The organism is Clostridium sp. AF23-6LB, from assembly GCF_003461085.1.
Lineage (GTDB): Bacteria > Bacillota > Clostridia > Lachnospirales > Lachnospiraceae > Coprococcus > Coprococcus ammoniilyticus.
The window spans coordinates 594,707-620,669 of the sequence record NZ_QTWK01000001.1 but is presented as its reverse complement, the minus strand read 5'-3'; the positions used below and the strand labels follow the sequence as shown (position 1 = coordinate 620,669).

29 protein-coding genes are annotated in these 25,963 nt (G+C 41.9%); 27 read left to right on the top strand and 2 right to left on the bottom strand.

Annotation, left to right across the window (positions count from 1 at the left end; all coding sequences use genetic code 11):
• Positions 1 to 71: 71 nt before the first annotated feature.
• The 3 genes from pdxT to DWY07_RS02795 all read left to right on the top strand — a co-directional run bounded on the left by pdxT (position 72) and on the right by DWY07_RS02795 (position 2,848).
• Positions 72 to 635 (top strand): pyridoxal 5'-phosphate synthase glutaminase subunit PdxT, encoded by a 564-nt coding sequence (gene pdxT, locus DWY07_RS02805; RefSeq protein ID WP_117785645.1) that lies wholly within the window; start codon positions 72 to 74, stop codon positions 633 to 635.
• A 430-nt stretch (positions 636 to 1,065) separates the two neighbouring features.
• Complete coding sequence (locus tag DWY07_RS02800; protein WP_117822145.1) at positions 1,066 to 2,466, top strand: PLP-dependent aminotransferase family protein; 1,401 nt, start codon at positions 1,066 to 1,068, stop codon at positions 2,464 to 2,466.
• A gap of 46 nt (positions 2,467 to 2,512) precedes the next feature.
• On the top strand, positions 2,513 to 2,848 hold the full coding sequence (locus DWY07_RS02795; RefSeq protein ID WP_117822144.1) for a cupin domain-containing protein: 336 nt from the start codon (positions 2,513 to 2,515) through the stop codon (positions 2,846 to 2,848).
• Between the two features lie 281 nt (positions 2,849 to 3,129).
• Here the strand turns inward: DWY07_RS02795 and tsaA are convergent, their stop codons facing one another.
• Positions 3,130 to 3,801, bottom strand: a complete 672-nt coding sequence (gene tsaA / locus DWY07_RS02790) for a tRNA (N6-threonylcarbamoyladenosine(37)-N6)-methyltransferase TrmO (protein WP_118616339.1) — start codon at positions 3,799 to 3,801, stop codon at positions 3,130 to 3,132.
• Positions 3,802 to 4,106: 305 nt separating this feature from the next.
• On the opposite strand from tsaA, the gene DWY07_RS02785 reads away from it, so the two are divergent.
• The 12 genes from DWY07_RS02785 (at position 4,107) to DWY07_RS02730 (ending at position 17,116) form a co-directional block, all read left to right on the top strand.
• Positions 4,107 to 5,003, top strand: coding sequence for a substrate-binding domain-containing protein (locus DWY07_RS02785; protein ID WP_117807154.1), 897 nt, complete (start codon positions 4,107 to 4,109; stop codon positions 5,001 to 5,003).
• A 15-nt stretch (positions 5,004 to 5,018) separates the two neighbouring features.
• Positions 5,019 to 5,870: a phosphate ABC transporter permease subunit PstC gene (gene pstC / locus DWY07_RS02780; RefSeq protein WP_117807155.1), complete on the top strand. Its 852-nt coding sequence runs from the start codon at positions 5,019 to 5,021 to the stop codon at positions 5,868 to 5,870.
• Positions 5,871 to 6,734, top strand: a complete 864-nt coding sequence (gene pstA, locus DWY07_RS02775) for a phosphate ABC transporter permease PstA (RefSeq protein WP_117807156.1) — start codon at positions 5,871 to 5,873, stop codon at positions 6,732 to 6,734. It begins immediately after the preceding gene.
• Between the two features lie 27 nt (positions 6,735 to 6,761).
• On the top strand, positions 6,762 to 7,517 hold the full coding sequence (pstB, locus tag DWY07_RS02770) for a phosphate ABC transporter ATP-binding protein PstB (RefSeq protein ID WP_008402764.1): 756 nt from the start codon (positions 6,762 to 6,764) through the stop codon (positions 7,515 to 7,517).
• A gap of 14 nt (positions 7,518 to 7,531) precedes the next feature.
• A complete protein-coding gene (gene phoU, locus DWY07_RS02765; RefSeq protein ID WP_117807157.1) occupies positions 7,532 to 8,182 on the top strand; it encodes a phosphate signaling complex protein PhoU in 651 nt (216 codons plus the stop codon).
• 36 nt (positions 8,183 to 8,218) lie between these two features.
• A complete protein-coding gene (locus DWY07_RS02760; RefSeq protein WP_117807158.1) occupies positions 8,219 to 8,509 on the top strand; it encodes a hypothetical protein in 291 nt (96 codons plus the stop codon).
• Between the two features lie 143 nt (positions 8,510 to 8,652).
• Positions 8,653 to 10,419 carry a Na/Pi cotransporter family protein gene (locus DWY07_RS02755; RefSeq protein ID WP_117807159.1) on the top strand — a complete coding sequence of 589 codons (1,767 nt, stop codon included), beginning with the start codon at positions 8,653 to 8,655 and terminating at the stop codon, positions 10,417 to 10,419.
• 96 nt (positions 10,420 to 10,515) lie between these two features.
• On the top strand, positions 10,516 to 11,190 hold the full coding sequence (locus DWY07_RS02750; RefSeq protein WP_117807160.1) for a response regulator transcription factor: 675 nt from the start codon (positions 10,516 to 10,518) through the stop codon (positions 11,188 to 11,190).
• Between the two features lie 77 nt (positions 11,191 to 11,267).
• Positions 11,268 to 12,650: an ATP-binding protein gene (locus DWY07_RS02745; RefSeq protein ID WP_117807161.1), complete on the top strand. Its 1,383-nt coding sequence runs from the start codon at positions 11,268 to 11,270 to the stop codon at positions 12,648 to 12,650.
• Positions 12,651 to 12,999: 349 nt separating this feature from the next.
• Positions 13,000 to 14,946 carry a BMP family ABC transporter substrate-binding protein gene (locus tag DWY07_RS02740; RefSeq protein ID WP_117807162.1) on the top strand — a complete coding sequence of 649 codons (1,947 nt, stop codon included), beginning with the start codon at positions 13,000 to 13,002 and terminating at the stop codon, positions 14,944 to 14,946.
• Between the two features lie 115 nt (positions 14,947 to 15,061).
• A complete protein-coding gene (locus DWY07_RS02735; protein ID WP_117807436.1) occupies positions 15,062 to 15,685 on the top strand; it encodes a metallophosphoesterase in 624 nt (207 codons plus the stop codon).
• A 72-nt stretch (positions 15,686 to 15,757) separates the two neighbouring features.
• Positions 15,758 to 17,116, top strand: coding sequence for a citrate/2-methylcitrate synthase (locus tag DWY07_RS02730; RefSeq protein WP_117822143.1), 1,359 nt, complete (start codon positions 15,758 to 15,760; stop codon positions 17,114 to 17,116).
• A 223-nt stretch (positions 17,117 to 17,339) separates the two neighbouring features.
• Here DWY07_RS02730 and DWY07_RS02725 read toward each other — a convergent pair whose 3' ends face one another.
• Positions 17,340 to 18,203: a class I SAM-dependent methyltransferase gene (locus DWY07_RS02725; protein WP_117822142.1), complete on the bottom strand. Its 864-nt coding sequence runs from the start codon at positions 18,201 to 18,203 to the stop codon at positions 17,340 to 17,342.
• Positions 18,204 to 18,524: 321 nt separating this feature from the next.
• On the opposite strand from DWY07_RS02725, the gene DWY07_RS02720 reads away from it, so the two are divergent.
• The 12 genes from DWY07_RS02720 to rpmC all read left to right on the top strand — a co-directional run bounded on the left by DWY07_RS02720 (position 18,525) and on the right by rpmC (position 25,959).
• On the top strand, positions 18,525 to 19,673 hold the full coding sequence (locus tag DWY07_RS02720) for an SAM-dependent methyltransferase (RefSeq protein ID WP_226801050.1): 1,149 nt from the start codon (positions 18,525 to 18,527) through the stop codon (positions 19,671 to 19,673).
• The gene (locus DWY07_RS02715; RefSeq protein WP_117822140.1) at positions 19,670 to 20,545 is read left to right on the top strand and encodes an OST-HTH/LOTUS domain-containing protein; all 876 of its coding nucleotides are present in this window, start codon (positions 19,670 to 19,672) and stop codon (positions 20,543 to 20,545) included. The genes DWY07_RS02720 and DWY07_RS02715 overlap by 4 nt, the downstream gene beginning before the upstream one ends.
• Positions 20,546 to 20,933: 388 nt before the next feature.
• Positions 20,934 to 21,245 carry a 30S ribosomal protein S10 gene (gene rpsJ / locus DWY07_RS02710; RefSeq protein ID WP_021944981.1) on the top strand — a complete coding sequence of 104 codons (312 nt, stop codon included), beginning with the start codon at positions 20,934 to 20,936 and terminating at the stop codon, positions 21,243 to 21,245.
• A gap of 156 nt (positions 21,246 to 21,401) precedes the next feature.
• Positions 21,402 to 22,085, top strand: a complete 684-nt coding sequence (gene rplC, locus DWY07_RS02705; protein ID WP_008402751.1) for a 50S ribosomal protein L3 — start codon at positions 21,402 to 21,404, stop codon at positions 22,083 to 22,085.
• 22 nt (positions 22,086 to 22,107) lie between these two features.
• Positions 22,108 to 22,728, top strand: a complete 621-nt coding sequence (gene rplD, locus DWY07_RS02700; protein WP_117822139.1) for a 50S ribosomal protein L4 — start codon at positions 22,108 to 22,110, stop codon at positions 22,726 to 22,728.
• Complete coding sequence (gene rplW, locus DWY07_RS02695) at positions 22,728 to 23,027, top strand: 50S ribosomal protein L23 (protein WP_021944979.1); 300 nt, start codon at positions 22,728 to 22,730, stop codon at positions 23,025 to 23,027. Before rplD ends, rplW begins: the two co-directional genes overlap by 1 nt.
• A 64-nt stretch (positions 23,028 to 23,091) precedes the next feature.
• On the top strand, positions 23,092 to 23,937 hold the full coding sequence (gene rplB / locus DWY07_RS02690; RefSeq protein WP_021944978.1) for a 50S ribosomal protein L2: 846 nt from the start codon (positions 23,092 to 23,094) through the stop codon (positions 23,935 to 23,937).
• A 19-nt stretch (positions 23,938 to 23,956) separates the two neighbouring features.
• Positions 23,957 to 24,235 carry a 30S ribosomal protein S19 gene (rpsS, locus tag DWY07_RS02685; RefSeq protein WP_021944977.1) on the top strand — a complete coding sequence of 93 codons (279 nt, stop codon included), beginning with the start codon at positions 23,957 to 23,959 and terminating at the stop codon, positions 24,233 to 24,235.
• 31 nt (positions 24,236 to 24,266) lie between these two features.
• Entirely contained in the window at positions 24,267 to 24,653 is a 387-nt protein-coding gene (gene rplV, locus DWY07_RS02680) for a 50S ribosomal protein L22 (RefSeq protein ID WP_008402744.1), read from the top strand.
• A 10-nt stretch (positions 24,654 to 24,663) separates the two neighbouring features.
• On the top strand, positions 24,664 to 25,329 hold the full coding sequence (gene rpsC, locus DWY07_RS02675) for a 30S ribosomal protein S3 (RefSeq protein WP_117807167.1): 666 nt from the start codon (positions 24,664 to 24,666) through the stop codon (positions 25,327 to 25,329).
• Positions 25,329 to 25,766, top strand: a complete 438-nt coding sequence (rplP, locus tag DWY07_RS02670; RefSeq protein WP_117807168.1) for a 50S ribosomal protein L16 — start codon at positions 25,329 to 25,331, stop codon at positions 25,764 to 25,766. Before rpsC ends, rplP begins: the two co-directional genes overlap by 1 nt.
• Entirely contained in the window at positions 25,756 to 25,959 is a 204-nt protein-coding gene (gene rpmC, locus DWY07_RS02665; protein WP_008402741.1) for a 50S ribosomal protein L29, read from the top strand. The genes rplP and rpmC overlap by 11 nt, the downstream gene beginning before the upstream one ends.
• Positions 25,960 to 25,963 lie beyond the last annotated feature (4 nt).

The following is a 25,963-nucleotide window of genomic DNA, read 5'->3' as shown; positions in this document are numbered from 1 at the left end:
TCAGACAGACAAATAGATGCGGATATCGTAATGATGGATGATCGACATAAGCGAAAGGATGAACAGACACGATGAAGATAGCAGTATTAGCGGTTCAGGGCGCATTTATCGAACACGAGAAAATGTTAGAGAGCCTTGGAGCAGAAACAATAGAACTCAGACAGAAAAGTGATCTGGAACAGGATTTTGCCGGTATCGTTTTGCCGGGTGGCGAAAGCACTGTTCAGGGTAAGCTGTTAAAAGAGCTTGATATGTATGATGCATTAAAAGAAAAGATCGAACAGGGCATGCCGGTTCTTGCAACCTGTGCGGGACTGATCCTTCTTGCAGAAGAACTGTCCAATGATGATAAACGTCATTTTGCGACCCTTCCGGTCTGCGTAAAGAGAAATGCATATGGCAGACAGCTTGGAAGCTTTCATTATGATGGCGAGATCAAAGGTCTTGGAGTATATCCGATGGAATTCATCCGTGCACCATATATCGAGAGTGTAAAGCCGGGTGTTGAGGTATTAGCCGAGGTAGATGGTCACATTGTAGCGGTAAAATATCAGAACCAGATCGCACTGGCATTCCATCCGGAGCTTTCCGATGATACCCGTATCCATCAGATGTTCTTAGACATGATCAAATAAGGACAATAAAAGTAAACAATAAGATAACGGTATTTATTATTGAGCAGGTTGACTGTACGATAATAAATACCGTTTTTTATTGTCCATATATAAGAACTATGTGATATCCCGCCCTGCGCCTGTCCTTATAGAAATGCCATTGCGAGGATTTCGTTATGAACTGCACATTGTTAGTAAATACGGGTGCTTGTTTGAGCCGAAGGCGAGTTAGCACAGGAGTATTTACGAATTTAACATGTGCAGTGAGTAGAAAACGCAGCACGGCATTTCTATAAGGACAGGCGCAGGGCGGGATGCCATAGAGTTTTTGTCTATCTATAGAATGTAAAAAACTTGCATAATGCTTTCTTCCCACATATAATATTTTATAACTATGGTATCGCAAGGTGGGTTGTGATGCCGGCAGGAATAATGTGAAGGGCGGTTTGCTATGCTGACATATGCACTGGAAAATCGAGGAACAGATACGTTATATGAATATCTGTACAAGCAGATCAAAACAGATATTTTGTCTAAGAAGCTTGTAGCAGGGGAACGTCTGCCATCGAAGCGTCTGCTTGCAAAAAATCTGAATGTCAGCACGATCACCGTGGAAAATGCATACAGTCAGTTGGTTGCCGAAGGATATATATATTCGATTCCGAAAAGCGGTTATTATGTTACGGACATTTCGGCAGATCTGATGAAGCCGTTGCCGGAGCGACCGGCGAAGCAATTTGAAAAGCCGGAAGAAAAGAAAACATATTTTGCGGATTTTGCCAGTAACTCAACGGTAGAGGATGCGTTTCCATTCAGCATCTGGTCAAAGCTTTTAAAAGAAGTGATGGCGGAAAACAGCAAAGAGCTGATGTCCAGATCACCGTCCAAGGGTGTCTATGAGCTGCGAAGCGCGGTAGCAGGCTATCTGTATCAGTTCCGTGGTATGGATGTGAAGCCGGAGCAGGTCATCATAGGAGCCGGAACAGAATATCTCTATGGTCTTATCATTCAGCTGCTTGGCTATGACAAATGTTATGCGGTCGAAGATCCGGGGTATCAGAAGATATCAAGGATCTATCAGGCGCAGAATGTATGCTGCAAATTTGTGGCAATGGATGAAAATGGGATCAATATGGAGGCTCTGGAAGAATCCGGCGCAGATGTACTTCATATTTCGCCAGCGCATCATTTTCCGACCGGACTGGTAACACCTGTCAGCAGGAGATATGAATTGTTATCTTGGGCATCCAGAAAGGACAACCGCTATATCATCGAAGATGAATATGACAGTGAATTTCGACTGGTTGGCAAGCCGGTACCTACACTTGAAAGTATCGATGTGGGCGAAAAGGTCATCTATATCAACACATTTTCCAAGAGCCTTTCCTCTACGATCCGTATCAGTTATATGGTTCTTCCGGAGAGTTTGATACGGCGATATGATGAGATGCTCAGCTTTTATGCTTGTACGGTGTCAAATATCGAGCAATATACACTTGCAAGATTTATCACCGATGGTTGTCTGGAAAAACACATCAACCGCATGCGTAATTATTACAGAGAACAGCGGGATCTGGTGCTTGCATGCATTAAAAAATATATGAATCCGGACAAGATTCGTATTCGCGAAGAGAATTCAGGGCTGCATTTCCTGTTGGAGATTGATACGAATTACAGTGATGAGCGGTTGCGGAATAATGCCGAAGCAAGAGATATTCACATTTCATTTCTCAGCCAGTATTATAGAAATACCGAAAATGCCAGATATCATACACTGGTCATTAATTATTCCGGTATCATGCCGGAGCATATAGAAGAAGCAGTCAGAAGATTGATTGAAAGTATCGAATAAAGAGTGTGCGGATATTAATATAAGGAACCATATAAGGAGGAATCATATGAAGATATTGTTTGATACAATCGCAGAATCAGCGATCAAGAATTTTAAAGGGGGAGAAGGAACATTCCATGTGCATATGTTTCAGGATATGAATAACAAGATCATGAAGGGCAGACTTGTGCCTGGTTCATCGATCGGAACACATACGCATGAGACAAACAGTGAAATCATTTATGTACTTTCCGGTGTCGGAACGATGGAATATGAGGACACCAAAGAGAAGCTGTATCCGGGCGACTGCCATTATTGTCCGCAAGGTGCAACCCACAGCCTGTCAAATGAAGGCGCCGAAGACCTCATATTCTTCGCCGTTGTACCTGAACACGAGCACTAGAGTCGTCAAACATACTCCTAAGGTTTATATGATTGCTAATGTTAGTATATAAACAGATAAGAGACAGGGGCAGAGGATATATATTTTATGAAGCAGACCTGTTCGAACGTCGGTCCTTGGTGAACTGCATAAGCAGTGAGCCTAGTACCGCTACGTGATAACTGAGACCTTAGCGAGGCTCTGCCGAGGTTAGTTCGAAGTTATACAGAGTAGAATAGAACGGGAGTGTTCTGCGGAATAAAGATATATATCCTCTGCCCCTGTCTCTTATCGTTCGGTTATCATACAGCCACCACCTCACACACTGTGAGGACGTTGCCGTTGATGTGGAAGCGCACGTCGAAGCCTGCGAAGGCGACGCCATATCTGCGGTCGGGATCGTGCTGGTAGCCGGGACGCGGATCTTCTGCAAGAATGCCGATCAGGGCAGGACGCTTGGCTTCCGGGATTATTGCCAGAAGCTCCGGCGGAAAGATGACATCCAGTTTTTCCGTATGAATGTGTTCGGTAAAACCGCCGGTGGCATCCGGGTGGCAGTCCGTATATGGAATATAAGGTTTGATATCATATACAGGAGTACCGTTTAACAGATCGACACCGGAGATATGAAGGATTGGACCATAGTCATCGGTGTATTCAATTCCTGTCAGTTTAACAGAAGACAGACCTATATTATTTGGGCGGAACGGCGATCTGGTCGCGAATACGCCCATTCTTTTATTGCCGCCAAGTTTTGGCGGCTTTACTGTTGCACTCCAGTTCTGCCGTTTGGCTTTATGGAATTCCCACAGGATCCAGATGTGAGAGAAATCCTCCAGCCCCCGGAAGGCTTCCGGCTGCCGGTATTCCGGCAGAAAAACAATCGTTCCGGTCAGTTCATCCACCAGACCACTCTGTCTGGGAATCCCAAATTTTTCCTGAAAATCTGTATATACATGTCCGATGATATTCATATCGTTATTTTCTTTATCCTTTCGTAAAACGAAATTGTATCTGCAGTTCATAGTAACATGAAAATTTTTTATTTTCCACAGAAATCCATAAGATGACTTTTTCATGATTTTACATTTCTTCCGTTTACACAAAGTTTTTACTTTTCCTTTACTTTGGGATGGTGATGTTTTTTACATAGATGCCGTATGATAATCCTGCGATCCGGAAAAGGGCGCGCGATCCGGTTTCGCAATTTACATAATTTTGAATGGATCAGAAAGATGAACGATTCTGAGTCCAAAGAGTCAATTGGAGGAAAATTAAAATGAAAAAAGGAAATAAGATTTTAGCGGTAACATTAAGTGCAGCACTTGCGGCAGGATGCCTTGCAGGATGTGGAAGTAAAGGTGGTTCAGATTCCAAGAGTGGAAGTTTTGATACAGTACAGGAGATCTCAGTTGTATCCAGAGAGGAAGGCTCAGGTACAAGAGGCGCATTTGTGGAACTGACCGGTGTAGAAGAAAAGGATGCAGATGGAAATAAAGTTGATAAGACAACTACGAGTGCGATTACAGCAAACAGTACAGAAGTCGTTCTCACAACAGTTGCAGGAGATGATTATTCGATCGGTTATATCTCACTCGGAGCATTAAATGATACCGTAAAGGCAGTTAAGATCGGCGGCGTTGAAGCAACGGCAGATAATATCAACAACGGTACATACACCTTATCAAGACCATTTAACATCGTGACAAAGGGTCAGGTAAGTGATGTAGCACAGGATTTTATCAACTACATTATGAGTGAAGACGGACAGAAGATCGTATCAAGCAATGGTTACATTGAGATTGCAAACTCCGGAGCTTTCAAGTCATCAGGAGCAACCGGTAAGATCGTAATTGCCGGATCATCATCTGTAACTCCTGTTATGGAGAAATTAACAGAGGCATATAAGGCAGTCAACAGTGGTGCGGATATCGAGCTTCAGGAATCTGATTCAACAACAGGTATTACAGCAGCGGCAGATGGTACATGTGATATCGGTATGGCATCCAGAGAACTGAAGGATAGCGAGACAAGTGAAGGCCTTACAGCTACTGTAATCGCAATGGATGGTATCGCAGTTATTGTAAATAAGAATAACCCTGCAACTGATTTAACGACCGATCAGGTAAAATCAATCTTTACAGGAGAAGCAGCAACCTGGGCAGATGTCAAATAGTAAGGAGTGTCCTCTATGCAAAAGTTTAAAGAAATATTCATGCATATCGTATTCCTGTTAGCGGCATTTGTATCGATAGCAGCGGTTTTATTGATCTGTGTGTTCTTATTTGCAAGTGGCATTCCTGCCATGAAGGAAATCGGTCTGACTGATTTCCTCTTTGGTAAAGTCTGGAGACCGACCAATGATTATTTTGGTATCCTTCCATTTATTCTTGGCAGTATCTACGTTACAGCTGGGGCGATCGTGATCGGCGTTCCGATCGGACTTCTGACAGCGATATTTTTATCAAAGTTCTGTCCGCCAAAAGCATATAAGATCATTAAACCATTTATCAATCTGATGGCAGGAATCCCATCGGTTGTATACGGATTTTTTGGAATGTGTGTACTTGTTCCGGCAGTCAGACAGATTTTCGGAGTGAACGGAAATACAATGCTTACCGCATCTGTACTGCTTGGCATCATGATACTTCCGACGATCATCAGTGTATCTGAAACTTCGATCAGTGCTGTCCCGGATAAATATTATCAGGGTGCATTAGCACTTGGAGCGACACATGAAAGAAGTGTATTCCTTACTGTAGTGCCGGCTGCAAGATCCGGTATCATGGCAGCAATCATCTTGGGCGTTGGTCGTGCAATTGGTGAGACAATGGCTGTTATCATGGTGGCGGGAAATCAGGTTCATATGCCGAAAGGGTTGATGAAGGGCGTAAGAACCATGACTGCAAATATTGTAATGGAAATGGGCTATGCCCAGGATCTTCACAGAGAAGCCTTAATCGCAACAGGTGTTGTATTGTTTGTATTCATTCTGATCATTAACCTGCTGTTTTCGATTTTAAAAAGAAAGACGGTGAACTAAATGGGAAAAAGAAATTTACTTGCGGAATATAAAAGACGTCCCGGCTCACTGATCCTTCGGATACTTGTTTATCTGGCAGCAGCTTTGACGTTGGTTTGTATTGCTTTTATTTTGGTCTATATTCTTGCAAAAGGAATTCCGAATCTGACACCGGATCTGTTCAAGTTGGAATATACATCGGATAATTGCTCGATGCTTCCGGCATTGGTTAATACGTTGTTTATGACATTACTGTCATTGCTGATTGCGGGACCGATCGGTATCTTCGCAGCTATTTATCTGGTGGAGTATGCAAAATCAGGAAATAAGCTGGTTGGAATTGTACGTATCACTGCAGAGACGCTGACAGGCATTCCATCTATTGTATATGGTTTGTTTGGAATGATCTTATTTATGACAAAGCTTGGATGGGGATTGTCCCTGTTGTCCGGCGCATTTACACTGGCGATTATGGTGCTTCCGGTTATCATGAGAACAACAGAAGAAGCCTTGCTGGCTGTTCCAAAGTCGTACAGAGAAGGAAGCTTTGGACTTGGTGCAGGAAAACTTCGTACAGTATTTAAGGTTGTTTTACCGAGTGCTGTTCCGGGTATTTTATCCGGTGTTATCCTTGCAACCGGACGAATTGTCGGAGAGACAGCAGCGTTGATCTATACGGCAGGCAGTGTGCCGAGAATAGCGAAGAATGTATTTTCTTCCACACGAACCTTGTCCGTACATATGTATCTTCTTTCCAAAGAGGGACTTCATACGGATCAGGCATATGCAACAGCCGTTGTTCTTCTTGTATTCGTAGTATTGATTAATTTCGCATCCGATGCAATTGCAAAGAAAATGTCGGCAAAAACAGAAAAAGACAGATAACAGATAGATATAAACGGAGATAAATCGATGAGCAATATAAAATTTGATGTAAAAAATCTGAATCTTCACTATGGTAAATTCCATGCGTTGAAAGATGTAAATATGGAAATACCGGAAAAACAGATTACAGCATTTATCGGACCTTCCGGATGCGGTAAATCAACATTCTTAAAATGTTTAAACCGTATGAATGATCTGGTGGAAGGCTGTAACATCACGGGTGATGTGAAGTTAGATGGTGAAGATATATTTGACGGAATGGATGTAAATCTGTTAAGAAAACGGGTTGGAATGGTGTTCCAGAATCCGAATCCTTTCCCAATGAGTGTATATGACAATATAGCATATGGTCCAAGGACACATGGTATTCATAATAAAGAAAAACTGGATGAGATCGTAGAGCGGTCTCTCAAACAGGCGGCAATATGGGATGAATTGAAAGACAGACTGAAGAAATCGGCGCTGGGTCTTTCCGGTGGACAGCAGCAGAGACTTTGCATTGCCAGAGCACTTGCGGTTGAACCGGAGGTCTTACTGATGGATGAACCAACATCAGCGCTTGACCCGATTTCTACGTCAAAGATCGAAGATCTTGCTATGGAGCTGAAGCATGATTATACGATTATCATGGTTACACATAATATGCAGCAGGCAACCCGTATTGCAGACAAGACAGCATTCTTCTTACTGGGTCAGGTGATCGAATTTGATGATACCGAGAAGATGTTCTCGAAACCACAGGATAAGAGAACTGAGGATTATATCACAGGAAGATTTGGTTAAAAGGAGTAAAGATAATGAGGACAAATTATGACAGACAGTTGAAAAAACTCAATGATGAAATGGTTGAGATGGGATCCATGATCGAGGGTGTGATCGAAAAGGCGATCAAAGCACTTGTAAATCAGGATGTTGATCTGGCACAGGAGGTTATCCGCAGGGATGATCAGATCGATCAGCAGGAAAAGGATATTGAGAGTCTGTGTTTTAAACTTCTTTTAATGGAGCAGCCGGTTGCAACAGATCTTCGTCAGGTTTCATCTGCGCTCAAAATGGTAACGGATATGGAACGTATCGGTGATCATGCAGCAGATATTTCTGAACTGACGATCCAGATGGCAGGCAAACCTTATGTAAAAGAATTGGAACATATTAAGGCAATGGCAAAAGAAAGCATGGTCATGTTGGTTGACAGTATAGAAGCATATGTGAATCTTGATCTTACAAAAGCAAGAAAAGTTATTGCCCAGGATGATGTGGTAGATGATCTGTTTATAAAAGTGAAGAGTGAATTGATCAATCTGATCCACAGGAATGCAGATGCAGGGGAACAGGAAACCGATCTTTTGATGGTTGCAAAATATCTGGAGCGGATTGGCGATCATGCAACGAATATTTCAGAATGGGTCATATATTATATAACAGGAGAACATATTTCCGGAAATTAAGAGTCTTATAGGATACAGGATCAGGAGGTGATTGTCATGAGACGTATATGGAATATGACAGCAGATGCCGGTAAAGGAAAAAGTAAACAGCACCTGATAAAAATGTTTTTGTTATTGAACAGTATCGTCTGGGGCGTGATCGCTGTGGTTGTAGCTGTCACGTTGAAAGGAATCGGGCTTATGTCATCATGGAGTATGGCAGAGAGCATTTTGGTATCGGCAGGATATGGTATTTGTCTGGTAGGATTGATTGGCGGTATCGTATGTATTTTACAAAACGACGGTCCTGACAGAACGTATCTTGAACAGCGACAGGAAGAATATTAAACGCATTCAGCGTGAAATGTAAAACAAATTTTAAAATTTTACACAGACTTTACGTAGGAATCCTTTCCTTTTTACATACCTGTTATACGATGATGTGCGAAGGTACAAATGTCTAATTTATGTAAAAAGGAAGGAATTTTTTTATGAGTATTTTTGATGTACTTGCACTGTTTGGCGGACTTGCATTGTTTTTATTTGGTATGAACGTAATGGGAGACGGTCTGACCCGTGCGGCGGGCGGTAAGATGGAACGTATCCTTGAAAAGCTGACTTCAACGCCGATCAAAGGGGTGCTGCTTGGAGCGGCTGTAACAGCGGTTATTCAGTCATCATCGGCTACAACCGTTATGGTTGTTGGCTTTGTAAATTCCGGGATTATGAAACTGCGTCAGGCGGTCGGCATTATCATGGGTGCCAATATCGGTACGACAGTTACTTCCTGGATCTTAAGTTTGTCAGGAATTCAGGGAGACAGTATCTGGATCCAGATGTTAAAGCCATCCTCATTTTCTCCGATCCTAGCGGTTATCGGTATTGCATTTCTGATGTTTTCCAAGAATGAGAAAAAACATGATATTGGCATGATCTTTTTGGGATTTACGATCCTTATGTACGGAATGGATGCAATGAGCGGTGCGGTTGCTCCTCTTGCAGATGTTCCTGAATTTGCAAATGTGCTTTTAATGTTCTCAAATCCTATACTCGGAATGATCGTAGGAACATTATTTACAGCAATCATCCAGAGCTCATCGGCATCGGTTGGTATCTTACAGGCACTTTGCATGACAGGAGCAGTTACATATGGAACGGCACTTCCTATTATAATGGGACAGAATATCGGTACTTGTGTAACGGCATTATTATCCAGTATCGGAGCAAAGAAAAATGCGAAACGTGCAGCTTTTGTACATCTTTACTTTAATCTGATCGGAACCATTCTCTTTATGATCGTATTCTATTCGATCAATGCATTTGTAAAATTCGGTGTATTACAGGATATGGCAACCCCGGCTGGCATAGCAGTGATCCACAGTATATTTAATATTCTGACAACAATTGTATTGCTTCCGTTTGGAAAGGGTCTTGAGAAGCTGGCAACTCTTACGATCCGTGAGAAGGAAGAACCTGTTGAGGAGATTGCGGAGCTTGTACCGTTAAAGCATCTGGATGCAAGATTTCTGGAGCAGCCGGCATTTGCCGTTACACAGAGCATGGATGTTATGAATCAGATGGCAGGGTATTCAGCTGAAGCGTTATATGATTCATTAGAGTTGCTGAAGGATTATTCGGATGAGAAATGGCAACGTGTTGAGGCTTTGGAAGATATCGTAGACAAATACGAAGATGAACTCGGAACATATCTGGCGAAAGTCAGCGGAAAAGAACTGGCGGAGGAAGACAGCAAACGTGTATCCAATGGGCTTCATTGTATCGGAGATCTGGAGCGTATCTCCGACCATGCATTAGCAATCGCAGAAATTTATGCCAAGATGCACAAGGAAGAAATGGTGTTCTCAGATAAGGCAATGGCAGAATTAAATCTGTATTCAAATGCAGTTTATGAGATCATGAGCATGACCTGTAAAGCGCTGAATGAAGATGATATGAAGATAGCAAAGCGGATTGAACCATTGGAGGAAGTAATTAATGGACTGAATGCTACGATCAAAAAGCAGCATATCAAACGTCTGCAGAAGGGAAAATGTACGATCGAGCTTGGTATTGCCCTTGAAAATCTTCTGAATAATTATGAACGTGTGGCAGACCATTGTTCAAATGTGGCTGCATCATTGCTTCAGGTTAAGACAGACAGCTTTGATACGCATGAGTATCTAAACCGGGTCAAACAGGAATCAAATGTAGAGTTTCAGGCGATGTACAGCATGTATAAGGAAAAGTATAGTTTATAGTAAAGTATACAATATCATAAAGTGCAAATTACTTTGACCATATATTAGAAATATATTATTATAAATAGGAAAGAACAGAGACAGGAGGAACGGCAGATGCAGGCATTGATTTATATTGTAGAAGATGATATGAACATTCAGGAAATAGAAATGTTTGCCTTAAAGAACACGGGATACGTAACAGAAGGTTTTGCGAATGCGAAGAGTTTCTTTTCCAGAATAGCTGAGAAGATTCCGGATCTGATTCTGCTGGATATCATGTTACCGGATCAGGATGGACTGGAGATTGTCAGAAAGTTAAGAGAACGTCCGGAGACTGTGCGCGTGCCGATCATTCTTGTGACGGCAAAGACGACAGAACTTGATAAGGTAAAGGGACTGGATATCGGAGCAGATGATTATCTGACAAAGCCATTTGGCGTAATGGAGCTTATATCCAGAGTTAAAGCATTGCTTCGCAGAAGTAAGAGTATTCAGGAGGATCAGATTCTTCGACTGAAGAACGTAACCCTTGATTCCGAGAAACGTATCGTGCAGGTGAATGATGTTCCGTGTGAGTTGACCTTTAAGGAATTTGAATTGTTAAAGCTGCTAATGATCAACGCCGGAATTGTACTGCGGAGAGAAGTGATCATGATGGATGTGTGGGGAACGGATTACGAAGGTGAATCCAGAACTCTTGATATGCATATCAAGACGCTGCGCCAGAAACTGGGAGATGCAGGGAATATGATCAAGACAGTTCGTAATGTCGGATATAAGATGGAATGAAAATGGATAAGAATAAATAAGAAGAAACAGGAAAATCTTATAACAGAAGAATCTTATAACAGAAAGAACAGGTTTTTATGGAAGAACAGAAAGATAAAAAGGATAAGAAGGTCAGAAAAGACAAACGATTATCCAGCAAGATCAACAGTCGCTTTATAGCATTGACGCTGATTGCGATATTGTGTACGATGATACTTTCGACAACGGTTTATTATGATCTGTTTAAAAAGGAGATCATGCGCGATCTGGAAAATTACACACAGACCTTGAAGAGTGCAGGATTATTTGATGATATCAGTGAGCTTCGCAATGTAAGGATTAAGAATACAGAACTGCGTATTACATTAGTTGCACCGGATGGAACGGTTAAATATGATAACATGGCAGATCCGGAGTCCATGGGAAAACACAACGACAGACCGGAGATCGAGGAGGCATTTGAGAAAGGAGAAGGCGAGGATACCCGTCTTTCCCAGACGCTCAATATGAGCACATTCTACTATGCGATCCGGCTTTCAAATGGTTGTGTACTTCGTGTATCAAAGGAGACAAGCAGCATTGTCAGTGTATTTTTGAAGGGACTTCCAAGCATGACAGTTATTATGCTGGTGCTTGTGACTGCCGTGGTTCTGATATCACGATATCTGACAAAGAGTATCGTCCGTCCGATCGGACAGATGGCAAAGGATCTGGATCATATTGATGATATTAACGCCTATAAGGAGATCCGTCCATTGATTGATACAATTAGGGAACAGCATAGTGATATTATGGAGAATGCACAGATGCGACAGGAATTTACGGCAAATGTATCTCATGAGTTAAAAACACCTCTGACAGCGATCTCCGGTTATTCTGAGCTGATTGAAAACGGGATGGCGACAGATGGTGATGTCAGACGATTTGCTACAGAGATCCATCGTAATTCAAATCGACTGCTTACCCTTATCAATGACATTATTCGTCTGTCAGAGCTTGATGTAACAGAGAATGCACCGTCTATGGAACGAATCGATCTGTGCGCGGTTGCAAGATCGAATGTGGATATGCTGATGCTGTCGGCAGAAAAACATAACGTTACATTGAAGTTTTCCGGTCAGCCAAGTTATATTATGGGTAATAAGATGATGATGGAAGAACTGGTATACAATCTGACCGATAATGCGATCCGATATAATAAACCGGATGGAACCGTAGAAGTAACTGTGTATTCTTATGAGAAAGATCATTCAGTTGTCATGAAGGTGAAGGATACCGGTATCGGAATACCTGAGGGGCATCTGGGGCTGGTGTTCCAGAGATTCTACCGGGTCGATAAGAGTCGGTCGAAGTCGACCGGAGGAACCGGTCTCGGACTTGCGATCGTAAAACACATCGTAGCGCAGCATGATGCGAAGCTTGATATAACAAGTGAACCGAATGTGGGGACAGAGATAACGATCACCTTTCAGAGCAGATAAAAAGACAAGGAAAAGGAGCCTGTAAGAAGTTAGGAAACAGGCTCCTTTGATTTATAAGTATTCACACACACCGATTTGAAATTCAAGATTGTATGTTATTTACTATTCTGATACTATATTAACACACGCTATTTTAAATTTCAAGGTAAAAATGTAAGAAATGCACAATTCATTTTATTAAAAATATACAAAACTTTACCGACATAAGAAATTTTAAGGCGTGAAAAAGATGAAAATACGATTTACCACTGGTAATTTTCGGTTTTTGTTGTATATATATAGTGAACGGAAAAATGATAGGACAATGAGTTAAACAGGTTGATTTAGACACAGATAGGAGGTTTTTAACATGTCATTAAATGATTATGTAAAAGCGCAGAAGCTTGGTGAAAAGAGATATCAGGCTGCACTTTCCAAAAATGAATATCCATATCTGCCGGTACTGGATGAACTGATCACGAATTCCGATATTGCAGGCGAAGTAAATCTTGGTTTACAGCATATTTCTCTCGATCGGGTTGTAGGTACAGCGACAAAAGGCCGTACTACAGCATTTGCAAGTAACTTCATGCCTATATTAGATGCGAATTCTGAATTCGGAAATAAATGGTCATCTCTCTGTGACTCTCATATAGAAGAAGGAATCCATGATCCGATCAAAGTATATGAATATATGAATAAATTCTATGTCATAGAGGGAAATAAGCGTGTCAGCGTACTGAAATATTTCGGTGCGGATTCTGTCCCTGCGATGGTAACCAGAAAGCTGCCGAAGCGGACAGATGAGCTGGAAAACAAGATTTATTATGAATTTGTAGATTTCCATAAGCAGACAGGAATCAACTATATATGGTTCACACAGCTTGGCGGATATGACAAATTAAGAGAATATATAGGATTGACACCGGATGGTGGATTTACGGATGATGATCGTATGAACCTGAATTCGGCACATCTGGCATTTGATACAGCATACAGGCAGAAAAACGGCAGTGACAGTCTTCCGATCACGGTAGATGATGCTATGCTTGTATTTTTAAATGTATATGGATACAAGGCATTACAGGATATGTCTTATGATGAGGTAAAGGCAAATCTGGAAAAGGTCTGGGACGAGATCGTGTTAAGTGCACAGAAGAAGAACATGACGATCGTTCCGAAGCTGGAACCGGTAGAGTCAAAGAAGAAGCTGTTCAGTATCACGCCGGTACCGAAGAAGCTTAAGATTGCATTTGTTTATGATAAAGAGCCTGAGAATTCTGTATGGATCTACAGCCATGATCTCGGAAGAATGGGCGTAGAAGGTAAATTCAAGGATCGGGTTGAGACACATACTTTTTCGAATATGGATGATAATACGAAGCTTGCAGAATGCCTGGAGAAGATCGCACAGGACAAATTCGATGTTGTATTTACAACCGGCCCGGAGATGCTTCCGGAGTCATTAAAGGCAGCGATCAAATATCCGGAATTGAAGATATTAAACTGCTCGTTAAATGTATCGACCAGCCATGTCAGAACGTATTATGCGAGAATGTATGAGGCGAAGTTTATAACCGGTATTATCGCAGGTTCACTCTGTGAGGATGGCAGGATCGGTTATGTGGCTGATTATCCGATCTATGGAACGACGGCGAACATCAACGCATTTGCGATGGGAGCAAAGTTTGTGAATCCAAGAGCGAAGATCTATCTGGAGTGGTCAAAGGTCAAAGGCTCCGATCCGAAGAAACGGTTTAAGGAACTGGGCATTTCTTATGTATCCGATAAGGATATGATCACACCGCTTACGGCCTCCCGTGAATTCGGTCTGTATTCCTGCGATGGGGACGAGATATCGAACCTTGCGATGCCATTTTACAACTGGCGCATATTTTATGAGAAGATCGTTCAGTTGATTCTGGATGGTAACTGGAAGCTGGAAGAAAAGAACGAGAAAGTAAAGGTTCTGAATTACTGGTGGGGCATGTCTGCCGGAGTGATCGATGTGATCTGTTCGAACCATCTTCCGGTTGGAACAGCCAGACTGGTAAATCTGATGAAACAGCTGATCAAGGATGGTACGGTAAGTCCATTCTACGGCAAGCTCTATTCACAGAATGGAGTGGTTCGTGATGATGAAGATGGTGAGATGAGCCCTGAGGAGATCATGAAGATGGATTGGCTGGCAGATATTGTTGTTGGTTCGATCCCGACTCTGGATGAGCTGGTAGAAGATGCCAGAGATGTTGTTACCTTCCAGGGAGTAAATACGCCGGAAAATCTGGAATTGAAAAAAACTACAGACATAGTATAATAAGGCTATGCGGGTCTTGTGATCCGGAGTACGAATGTAGATGAGCGTGTTTTCTTTATGGAAACAGGCGGGGTACAGTTTCGTAGAAAAGAAAAGAAAACACGGAGATACGGATATGAAGATTCTTGTTCTGGCGGATGCAGAATCAAAATACCTATGGGATTATTTTGATAAGAAAAAATTAGAAGGAATTGATCTGATCATTTCCTGCGGTGACCTTGCACCGCAGTATCTGTCGTTCCTTGCGACATTTACGCATGCTCCGGTTCTGTATGTATATGGAAACCACGATACCTGTTATGCAGACACACCACCGGATGGCTGTATCTGCATCGACGATCGAATCTATGTATATAAAGGAATACGGATCTTGGGTCTTGGAGGCTGCATGGAGTATCAGTACAATGGTGCGCCGCATCAGTATACCGAGAAAGCAATGGAGAAACGCATCCGTAAGCTGGGTCGGCAGATAAGAAAACATCGTGGATTTGATATTATGATCACGCATGCCCCTGCGTATCGGATCAATGATTCCGAGGATCTTTGTCATACCGGTTTCAAGTGCTTCCGGACAATGATCGAAGACTATCATCCGCAGTATCTGGTACATGGTCATGTGCATAGTAATTATGGCAGGGATTTTGCACGGGAATCCAGATACCTGGATACCACGATCATAAATGCATTTGAAAAATATATTATAGAAATAGATGAGACTGCCTTACAGGCAGCGAAATAGTCTTGCAAGCCAGGCGAAAGTTTGATAAACTTAAGCTTGGCTTAAATACTATATTCGAAAGGAGATAGAGGTTTGGAAAAGGGAAGTGCAGAGTACGAGAAAATTTTAGATGAACTGGTTGGTTATTGCAATGATTCAGGTACGATCGATCAGAACCTCTATGTTACATATGATGTTAAGAGAGGCCTTCGTGATTCAAATGGAAAAGGTGTCTTAACAGGTCTGACAGAGATTTCAGATGTATCCGGTTTTGCAGTTCAGGATGGTGAGCTGGTGCCGGCAGATGGAAGACTCTATATTCAGGGATATAATATCGAAGATCTGGAACGTGGATTCCACGGAAGCAAGTTTGGCTTTGAGGAGACAATCTATCTGCTTTTATTCGGTGAACTGCCGACCAGAACTCAGTTTAATAAATTTAAGGAATTGATGGAGACGTTCCGGGAACTCCCAAGAAAGTTTGCTCGTGATGTGATCTTAAAAGCACCAAGTAAGAATATGATGAATGTCTTACAGCGATGTGTGCTTACTTTATATTCATATGATGACTGCCCGGATGACATCAGCATTCGAAATGTCCTTCGCCAAAGTATGGAACTGATTGCACAGTTTCCGCTGATCGCTGCATATGGCTATCAGGGCTATAAGCATTATTATCAGGATAAGAGTCTTATCATTCACAATCCGAAGCCGGGCCTTTCGACAGCAGAGAATTTCCTTCGCCTGATCCGTGCGGATAAGAAGTATACTGAGCTTGAAGCGCAGGTACTGGATATCTGTCTGGTGCTTCATTCAGAGCATGGTGGTGGTAACAACTCCACATTTACAACACATGTTATATCATCAACCGGAACTGATACCTATTCAACCGTTGCCGGTTCTCTCGGTTCTTTAAAAGGACCGAAGCATGGTGGTGCGAACCTGAAGGTTCAGCAGATGATGGATGACTTGAAGGCTCATGTAAAAGATTGGAGCGATGAAGCGGCGATCCGTGAATATCTTCAGGGACTGCTTGATAAGAAGGGCTTTGATCATAGCGGTCTGATCTATGGTATGGGACATGCTGTTTATACGGTGTCCGATCCAAGAGCCAAGATCCTGAAACGTTATGCCGGAAGACTTGCAGAAGAAAAGGGTATGCAGGAGGAGTTCAAGCTGTACACGGATATTGAACGGATCTCTATGGAGCTTCTTGCAAAGAAGCGAAACTCCGTTATCTCTGCAAATGTCGATTTCTACAGTGGATTTGTATATCGTATGCTTGATATACCGATTGAACTGTTTACTCCAATCTTCGCGATTGCAAGAATCGCAGGCTGGAGCGCACATAGAATAGAAGAGTTGGTAAATGCCGGTAAGATCATCCGTCCGGCTTACAAATATGTCGGAACGCATAAGACATATCTGGATATGGACGAAAGAAACTGGTAAAGAATACAGCACCGGTGCTTAAGAGATGCTGTGTTGTTAAGAATATGAAATAAAAATGGAAGCCTGTATTACTATTATGAAGCAAGCCTAGCCGAATGTCGGTCCTTAGCGATCCGCCGTCAGACGGGAGCTTAGTACCGCTACATGAGGTTAGCGCGAAAGCATCTTGCGGAATAATAGGTAATACAGGCTTCCATTTTTTATTTCATATTCTATCCGGGGGTTATCGGCACCATCTTCCGGCAGCGCCGCATGGCAGTACCAGACCGGAGCCTGTAACCGGAAGTCCTACTTCGTCGGAGATAACATGACCGCCGAATTTAGACTGTACCTCGGTTGCTATCATATAGGTAAGAACGGCTGGTGCAAGTCCGGTCGTATAGGAATTGACCAGGAAGAAAAGCGGATCATCGCAGAGCAGCTCGCTGCACAGCTTGATAAACGGATGTATCTTTTCTTCGATCTTCCAGATCTCGCCCTTTGGTCCTCGACCGTAGGATGGTGGGTCCATAATGATCGCATCATAGTGATTGCCACGGCGGATCTCACGTTCTACGAATTTTACACAGTCATCAACGATCCAGCGGATCGGAGCATCTCCGAGTCCGGATGAGACTGCATTTTCCTTTGCCCATGTAACCATGCCCTTAGAAGCATCAACATGAGTAACTGCCGCACCTGCTTTTGCTGCCGCACAGGTTGCACCGCCGGTGTAAGAGAAAAGGTTTAATACCTTGATCTCTTTCTTTTTCGATGAGCGGATCAGGTCAGAGAACCAGTCCCAGTTGGCTGCCTGTTCCGGAAACAGACCGGTGTGTTTGAAGCTGAATGGTTTTAGGTTAAAGGTCAGATCTTTATAATGAATCGACCATTGCTGCGGAAGGTTAAAGAACTCCCATTCACCGCCGCCCTTATTGCTGCGGTGGTAGTGACCATTTAGTTGCTTCCAGCGTTTATCTGTTTTTGGAGTTGACCACAGAACCTGTGGATCGGGACGAAGGAGAATGTATTTGCCCCATCGTTCCAGTTTTTCTCCATCTGAACAATCTATTACTTCATAATCCTGCCAGTGATCGGCTGTCCACATAATCGATATCCTCGTTTCGTTTGAAATATTTATATAAAACTACTATATTATAAGGTGCAGTCATTTTCAAGTCAACGATGAAATCTGCATAGAAAGAAAATGAAATCGGCATATAAGGAAAACAAATTGACCGATATCTGCCGGGGTGATAAAATCACAGCAGTAGAGCAAAACGAAAATATATAATTGCAATAGATAATTTGGAATATAATGAATGCCAAATTATTTGCTCGTGAAAATGTTAATTATGTGAAGGACATTTCATGAGCTGTGTTTCACAAAATGATAAGCAGATACAAGACAGAAAACATGGAGAAATATATGGATATTATAAAAGAGATCGCGGAGACACATCCACATAAGGTCGTACTGAGCAATGGAAAGGGAGAATACAAGAAGATCATATTTGCCCGAAAGGTATTAAAGGGCAGAAATGCATACCAGCTTGAGAAATATACACAGACGCAGGTCTTTCATGAGAATATCGAAGAAGGAAGGCTGGCAGAGCATATTGCGATGCATTTTCCGGCAGAGTTTAAGCAGATGAATGCATTTTCTCTGACGACAGATTATGATGTAAAAGCAGGCAAAAAAGGAAATCTGGCAGTCAGCCGCAGACAGGCGGAGAATAAGACGATATTGGTCGGCGGTAATAATCGCAAGAAGAAATATATTCTGGATGAGGGAATGGATATTCCTGCATTCCGGGAGCTTGGAATATTTACCAAAGAGGGAAAAGTAGTTTCCTCCATGTATGATAAGTTCCGTCAGATCAACCGCTTTATCGAGATGGTCGATGATGTGTTAAAGACTTATAAAGGCGATGAGATCAACATTATTGATTTTGGATGCGGCAAATCCTATCTGACTTTCTTCTTATATTATTATATAGTAGAGATCCGTCATATGACGGCACATATCACAGGGCTTGATCTGAAAGAACAGGTAATAAAGAACTGTAATAAGCTGGCAGAAAAATGCGGATATACAGATCTGAAGTTTAAAATCGGTGATATTAATGGATACCGGACAGACCGTAAGGTGGATATGGTAGTGACCTTGCATGCCTGTGATACGGCAACTGACTATGCGCTCTATAATGCGATCTGCTGGAACACGACATACATCTTATCTGTTCCGTGCTGCCAGCATGAGTTAAATAAACAGATCCGGTCGGAGGAGTTGTCGGCACTGACCAAGTACGGAATCATCAAGGAACGGACAGCAGCATTGATGACTGATGCGATCCGTGGATGTATGCTGGAATATTGTGGATATAAGACAGATCTGTTGGAATTTATTGATATTGAACATTCACCTAAAAATATTCTGATCCGGGCAGTGAAGAAACCGGTATCAGAGGAGAAACGGGAGCGGGCAAAAGCAGAAGCGGAACGGTTGTGCCGGACCTTTGGCATTCACCAGACTCTGATGCAGCTTGTGCTGACGGAAGAAAGGAGCCATTCATGAAGCGAATTTTAATATATGATTGTAATACAGTGGATACCGTTTATGCACCGCTTGTATGCAGAGAGATCATGATTCAGGATGATCTGATCGACCGTCTGGCATGCGGCTATGTTTCAAAAGCTTCGAAAGAAGAACTGCAGAAGCAGGGATTTCGCGTGATGGGAGCAGAAGAACGGGGGAATCATGCCGGCTGCACTTTTATAACAGAATTGGTTGCCCATGCATTTGACCGGCAGGTCGAAGGAATCGATATTGTGACCGATGATGATACGATCCTGGCGGCAGTTGTAAAGGCACAGGAGCAGGGCAAGAATATTCGGGTATTTGGCAGTAACGCACACAGCGAATCGTTTATCCGCAGAAGTAATCGCTTCTGTTATATAGATATTTTGCAGGGCTATGAACCGGAACAGTGTCTGACACCATTATCAGAGATTGTATCTGATGTCTACCGCATTATAATAGAAGAAAGAGCTTCGGGTATCTGTACAGAACTGGCAGGATTGATATATAAGCTCACAAAGCTGCACACAGAATTCGATACCAGAAACTATGGATATACCAGCATGGAAGAACTAATCCTGAAAAATGGAAAAGATATTCAATTCTATAAAGCTGGAGAGCAGTATTATCTCGAGATGATCGATGACCGGGAAAACGTAGAACACTTTATCACATCGTATCTGTCAGAACGGAATAACAAGATAGATGATATGCAGGAGCTGTTTGATGCATTATCAGAAGAATTCGAACGATTTGATACCAGAAATTATGGTTACGCATCGGATATCGCTTTTCTTTTAAGTTTCCCGAAGCTGGAAATATATAATAACAGGGGCGTGAAGCTGAAACAGAGCTTTAAGCTGAAATAAGCGATAACGTTTCTATTGTGCATTATATATAGAAGAAACAGATAAAATATAACAGTATGACGGATGAAGAAATGCAGGGAAATATAATAAAAAAATTCTTAAAAAATATAGAAAAAATGCTTGCATTCCGCAAAAACGTGTTATATAATCAAACGTGCTGTGACATGATAGCGTTGAAACGGAGGTTGCTGTATCGTATAGATACAGGTTTTTCGTGGAGCGAATGTCAATAAAAAATTACTGACGACAAGTCACTGTACCAATAACTGTCTATCAAAAGGATAGAAACGACGTGTTGATTCTGATTTAATTCAGGATACACACGGGAGAGTGTACAGTCACCACTTGTTGTACTATTAAAAAGTGCGAAAAGGAGGCGGCTTTTTTTATGGCAAAACAGATTATGAGAATCACATTGAAGGCGTACGACCACAAACTTATCGATCAGGCTGCTGGACAGATCATCGATACTGTTAAAAAGACAGGAGCTAAAGTCAGCGGACCGGTTCCAATGCCTACAAAGGTTGAGAAGATTACAATCCTCAGAGCTGTTCATAAGTACAAAGATTCAAGAGAACAGTTCGAGCAGAGAACTCATAAGAGATTAATCGACGTGATTGCACCAACACAGAAGACAATTGATGCATTACAGAAGATCGATTTATCAGCTGGCGTATACATCGACGTAAAGATGAAATAATCAGCCACAAAAATTAGAAGTGAACTAATCAAATCACAAAAAAACAAACATAGCACGAAACAGTGCACAAGCAGTAACCTAATGCATCCGAAGGATGTAATTTAGTATGATTGTCAAGACAATCCGCTGTGAATTAAATTAGGAGGAAAACTTAAAATGAAGAAAGCTATTTTAGCAACAAAAGTCGGAATGACTCAGATCTTCGACGAAAACGGCGTTTTAGTGCCGGTAACAGTTTTACAGGCTGGTCCATGTGTTGTAACCCAGGTAAAAACAGTTGAGAATGACGGTTATGATGCAATTCAGGTAGGATTCGGCGAAAAGAAAGAAAGAATCACAACAAAAGATGTATCAGGAAAGAAAGTAATCAGAAACCCACATGGTGCTGGTAAGGCAGAAGTTGGACATGCAAAGAAAGCAAACACAACACCTAAGACTTTCTACAGAGAGTTCAGACTTGATGACTGTGCTCAGTACGAACTTGGTGCAGAGATCAAAGCCGATGTATTTGCTGAAGGAGACAAGATTGACGTTACAGCAAAGACAAAAGGTAAGGGATATGCAGGCGGTCTTAAGAGACACGGCTTAAAGTCAGGTCCTTCAGGACATGGTTCCAAGTATCACAGACATGCAGGTTCAAACGGTTCAGCTACTACACCAGGTAGAGTATTCAAAGGTAAGAAGATGCCTGGACATATGGGTAGCGTAAGAGTTACAATCCAGAACCTTGAGGTAGTTAAGATAGATGTAGAAAATGATGTTATTTTGGTAAAGGGCGCAGTTCCGGGACCAAAGAAATCATTAGTAATGATTAAGGATACAGTAAAGACTGGCAAGTAGTCTTTAGGAAGGAGGAACGAAAATGGCATCAGTTAAGGTTTATGACATCGAAGGAAAAGAAGTTGAGACATTAGAACTCAATGATTCTGTATTCGGTGTAGAGATAAATGAACATTTAATGCATCTGGCTGTAGTTGGCCAGCTGGCAAATAGCCGTCAGGGTACACAGAGCGCAAAGACTCGTTCTGAAGTATCAGGTGGTGGAAGAAAGCCATGGAGACAGAAAGGAACAGGTCATGCAAGACAGGGTTCAACAAGATCTCCACAGTGGACAGGTGGCGGAGTTGTATTTGCACCAAAGCCAAGAGATTATTCAGTTAAGATGAATAAGAAAGAAAAGCAGCTTGCTATGAAGTCAGCACTTTCAGCAAAGCTTGCAGAAGATAAACTTGTTGTAGTTGACAAGATTGAATTAGAAGAGGTTAAGACAAGTGTATTCGCAAAGATCCTTGCAAATCTTAAAGCTCCTAAGTCATTAGTAGTAACAAAGGACAAGAACGACAAGGTTGTTCTTTCAGCAAACAACATTCCAACAGTTAAGACAACAGCTACAAACTCACTGAGTGTATATGACATTCTTAAGTATGATAAGCTTGTTCTTACAAAGGATGCTGTAGCAGCAATTGAGGAGGTGTACGCATAATGGCAGACATCAAATATTATGACGTTATACTTAAGCCTGTAATCACAGAGAAAAGTATGAATGCAATGGCAGAGAAGAAGTACACATTTCTTGTACACCCGGAAGCAACAAAGTCTCAGATCAAAGAAGCTGTAGAGAAGATGTTCGAAGGAACAGAAGTTGCTAAGGTTAACACCATGAACAATGACGGTAAGGTTAAGAGACGTGGCGTAACACTTGGAAGAACAGACAAGTACAAGAAAGCAATCGTTAAACTTACAGAAGCAAGTAAAGAGATCGAAATTTTCGAAGGACTGTAAAATAACGAAACAGATTTATACGCAAAAAAGCGTGACAATAAATTGAACCGAAAGGAGAACAAAAATGGGAATTAAGACATATAACCCATATACACCTTCCAGAAGAAATATGACTGGCCTTGATTTTTCAGAGATCACAAAATCAACACCTGAGAAATCACTCGTTGTATCAATGAGCAAGACAGCCGGCCGTAACAATCAGGGAAAGATCACAGTTAGACATCACGGTGGTGGTGAGAAACGTAAATACAGAATTATAGATTTCAAGAGAAACGATAAGGATGGAATTCCAGCAACAGTTAATGCAATCGAATATGATCCAAACAGATCAGCAAACATTGCACTTCTGTTCTACGCTGATGGCGAGAAGAGATACATCCTTGCTCCTTATAAGTTAGCAGTAGGAGATGTTCTTATGAGTGGTGCTGAAGCAGAGATCAAAGTTGGTAACTGCCTCCCACTTCAGAATATTCCAGTTGGTACATTAGTACACAACATCGAGTTATACCCGGGTAAGGGCGGACAACTTGTTCGTTCAGCAGGTAACTCAGCACAGCTTATGGCTAAGGAAGGAAAGTATGCAACATTAAGACTTCCTTCAGGCGAAATGAGAATGGTTCCAATCATCTGCCGTGCAACAATCGGTCAGGTAGGAAACATTGAGCATGGCCTTGTTAACATTGGTAAAGCCGGACGTAAACGTCACATGGGTATTAGACCAACAGTTCGTGGTTCTGTTATGAACCCTAATGACCATCCACATGGTGGTGGTGAAGGTAGAGCACCAATCGGTCGTTCAGGCCCTTCAACTCCATGGGGTAAGCCAGCAATGGGATTAAAGACAAGAAAGAAGAACAAGCAGTCTAATAAGATGATCGTAAGAAGAAGAGACGGCAAGAGCATTAAATAGTTAATAAGGAGGTATGACAATGGCTCGTTCATTAAAAAAAGGACCATTCGCAGATGAGCATTTACTCAAGAAGATAGATGCTATGAATGCAAGCAATAGCAAAGAAGTTGTTAAGACCTGGTCAAGACGTTCAACAATTTTCCCATCATTCGTAGGTCATACAATCGCAGTTCATGATGGAAGAAAGCATGTACCTGTATATGTTACAGAAGACATGGTTGGACATAAGCTTGGTGAGTTCGTAGTTACCAGAACCTACAGAGGTCATGGTAAAGACGAAAAGAAGGGTAGAAGATAATATTTGGAATATTTGAAAGGAGGACTAAATCATGGCTAAAGGACATAGATCCCATGATAAGAGACTCAGAAATGAGAATAAAGATACCAGACCATCAGCTAAGGTATCATATGCAAGAGTGTCAGTAACAAAGGCTTGTTTCGTATTAGATGCCATCAGAGGTAAGGATGTTCAGACTGCACTTGGTATTCTGGCATACAACCCAAGATATGGTTCAAGTGTTATAGAGAAGCTGTTAAAGTCAGCAATCGCAAATGCTGAAAACAACAATGGACTTAAGGCAGAGGACCTTTATGTAGCAGAGTGCTACGCTAACAAGGGACCTACAATGAAGAGAGTTCATCCAAGAGCCCAGGGTAGAGCATATAGAATCGAGAAGAGAACAAGTCACATCACAATCGTGCTTGACGAGAGATAGGAGGTAAATAATGGGACAGAAAGTTAATCCTCATGGTTTAAGAGTCGGCGTTATCAAAGATTGGGATTCAAGATGGTATGCTGACACAAAGAATGATGAATTTTCTAACAACCTTGTAGAAGATCATAAAATCAGAACTTATTTAAAGAAGACACTTTACAATGCAAACATCTCAAAGATCGAGATCGAGAGAGCTGCAGACAGAGTAAAGGTTGCATTATATACAGCTAAGCCTGGTGTTATCATCGGTAAGGGCGGAGCTGGAATCGAAAAGATCAAAGCAGATGCACAGAAGCTTACAGATAAGAAGCTGTTCATCGATGTAAAAGAAATTAAGAAGCCGGATGCAGACGCACAGTTAGTAGCTGAGAACATTGCAGCACAGCTTGAGAATCGTATCTCATTCAGAAAAGCAATGAAGTCATGCATGAGCAGAACAATGAAAGCTGGAGCACTTGGTATCAAGGCTTCATGTTCAGGACGTCTTGGTGGTGCTGATATGGCTAGAACAGAGTTCTACAGCCAGGGAACAATTCCTCTTCAGACACTTCGTGCTGACATTGATTATGGTTTTGCTGAAGCAGACACAACATTTGGTAAAGTTGGTGTTAAGACATGGGTTTACCATGGTGAAGTACTTCCTGTAAAAGGAAATAAGGAAGGAGCGGATAAATAATGTTAATGCCTAAGAGAGTAAAGCGTCGTAAGCAGTTCAGAGGAACTATGGCTGGTAAGGCACTTAGAGGCAATAAGATTACAAACGGTCAGTATGGTTTAGTAGCACTTGAGCCTGCATGGATTAAGTCAAACCAGATCGAAGCAGCCCGTATTGCGATGACAAGATATATGAAGCGTAGTGGTAAAGTATTTATCAAGATCTTCCCTGATAAGCCAGTTACAGCTAAGCCGGCTGAAACTCGTATGGGTTCAGGTAAGGGAGCACTTGAGTACTGGGTAGCAGTTGTTAAGCCGGGTAGAGTTATGTTCGAGATTGCAGACGTACCTGAAGAAGTAGCAAAAGAAGCTTTAAGACTTGCTATGCACAAGCTTCCACTTAAGTGTAAGATCGTTTCAAAAGAAGATTTAGAGGAGGTAGCAGGCAGTGAAAACTAAGGACTATATGAACGAATTAAATGCTAAATCTGTTGATGAGCTTCAGAACGAATTAGTAGCTGCAAAGAAGGAATTATTCAACTTAAGATTCCAGAATGCTACAAATCAGTTAGAGAACACAAGCAGAATCAAAGACGTAAGAAAGAATATTGCAAGAATACAGACAGTTATAGCCCAGAAGGCTAATGCTTAATTAT

What these genes read in the sequence shown, in the direction of transcription:
- DWY07_RS02755 (WP_117807159.1), top strand. Translation starts at nt 8,653, where the DNA reads ATGAGTATTTTTGATGTACTTGCACTGTTTGGCGGACTTGCATTGTTT.
- rpsS (WP_021944977.1), top strand. Translation starts at nt 23,957, where the DNA reads ATGGCTCGTTCATTAAAAAAAGGACCATTCGCAGATGAGCATTTACTC.
- rplD (WP_117822139.1), top strand. Translation starts at nt 22,108, where the DNA reads ATGGCATCAGTTAAGGTTTATGACATCGAAGGAAAAGAAGTTGAGACA.
- rplP (WP_117807168.1), top strand. Translation starts at nt 25,329, where the DNA reads ATGTTAATGCCTAAGAGAGTAAAGCGTCGTAAGCAGTTCAGAGGAACT.
- rplV (WP_008402744.1), top strand. Translation starts at nt 24,267, where the DNA reads ATGGCTAAAGGACATAGATCCCATGATAAGAGACTCAGAAATGAGAAT.
- DWY07_RS02720 (WP_226801050.1), top strand. Translation starts at nt 18,525, where the DNA reads ATGGATATTATAAAAGAGATCGCGGAGACACATCCACATAAGGTCGTA.
- DWY07_RS02760 (WP_117807158.1), top strand. Translation starts at nt 8,219, where the DNA reads ATGAGACGTATATGGAATATGACAGCAGATGCCGGTAAAGGAAAAAGT.
- tsaA (WP_118616339.1), bottom strand. Translation starts at nt 3,801, where the DNA reads ATGAATATCATCGGACATGTATATACAGATTTTCAGGAAAAATTTGGG.
- rpsJ (WP_021944981.1), top strand. Translation starts at nt 20,934, where the DNA reads ATGGCAAAACAGATTATGAGAATCACATTGAAGGCGTACGACCACAAA.
- rplC (WP_008402751.1), top strand. Translation starts at nt 21,402, where the DNA reads ATGAAGAAAGCTATTTTAGCAACAAAAGTCGGAATGACTCAGATCTTC.
- rpsC (WP_117807167.1), top strand. Translation starts at nt 24,664, where the DNA reads ATGGGACAGAAAGTTAATCCTCATGGTTTAAGAGTCGGCGTTATCAAA.
- DWY07_RS02740 (WP_117807162.1), top strand. Translation starts at nt 13,000, where the DNA reads ATGTCATTAAATGATTATGTAAAAGCGCAGAAGCTTGGTGAAAAGAGA.
- pstB (WP_008402764.1), top strand. Translation starts at nt 6,762, where the DNA reads ATGAGCAATATAAAATTTGATGTAAAAAATCTGAATCTTCACTATGGT.
- DWY07_RS02745 (WP_117807161.1), top strand. Translation starts at nt 11,268, where the DNA reads ATGGAAGAACAGAAAGATAAAAAGGATAAGAAGGTCAGAAAAGACAAA.
- rplB (WP_021944978.1), top strand. Translation starts at nt 23,092, where the DNA reads ATGGGAATTAAGACATATAACCCATATACACCTTCCAGAAGAAATATG.
- pdxT (WP_117785645.1), top strand. Translation starts at nt 72, where the DNA reads ATGAAGATAGCAGTATTAGCGGTTCAGGGCGCATTTATCGAACACGAG.
- DWY07_RS02800 (WP_117822145.1), top strand. Translation starts at nt 1,066, where the DNA reads ATGCTGACATATGCACTGGAAAATCGAGGAACAGATACGTTATATGAA.
- pstA (WP_117807156.1), top strand. Translation starts at nt 5,871, where the DNA reads ATGGGAAAAAGAAATTTACTTGCGGAATATAAAAGACGTCCCGGCTCA.
- DWY07_RS02725 (WP_117822142.1), bottom strand. Translation starts at nt 18,203, where the DNA reads ATGTGGACAGCCGATCACTGGCAGGATTATGAAGTAATAGATTGTTCA.
- phoU (WP_117807157.1), top strand. Translation starts at nt 7,532, where the DNA reads ATGAGGACAAATTATGACAGACAGTTGAAAAAACTCAATGATGAAATG.
- rplW (WP_021944979.1), top strand. Translation starts at nt 22,728, where the DNA reads ATGGCAGACATCAAATATTATGACGTTATACTTAAGCCTGTAATCACA.
- DWY07_RS02715 (WP_117822140.1), top strand. Translation starts at nt 19,670, where the DNA reads ATGAAGCGAATTTTAATATATGATTGTAATACAGTGGATACCGTTTAT.
- pstC (WP_117807155.1), top strand. Translation starts at nt 5,019, where the DNA reads ATGCAAAAGTTTAAAGAAATATTCATGCATATCGTATTCCTGTTAGCG.
- DWY07_RS02735 (WP_117807436.1), top strand. Translation starts at nt 15,062, where the DNA reads ATGAAGATTCTTGTTCTGGCGGATGCAGAATCAAAATACCTATGGGAT.
- DWY07_RS02785 (WP_117807154.1), top strand. Translation starts at nt 4,107, where the DNA reads ATGAAAAAAGGAAATAAGATTTTAGCGGTAACATTAAGTGCAGCACTT.
- DWY07_RS02750 (WP_117807160.1), top strand. Translation starts at nt 10,516, where the DNA reads ATGCAGGCATTGATTTATATTGTAGAAGATGATATGAACATTCAGGAA.
- DWY07_RS02795 (WP_117822144.1), top strand. Translation starts at nt 2,513, where the DNA reads ATGAAGATATTGTTTGATACAATCGCAGAATCAGCGATCAAGAATTTT.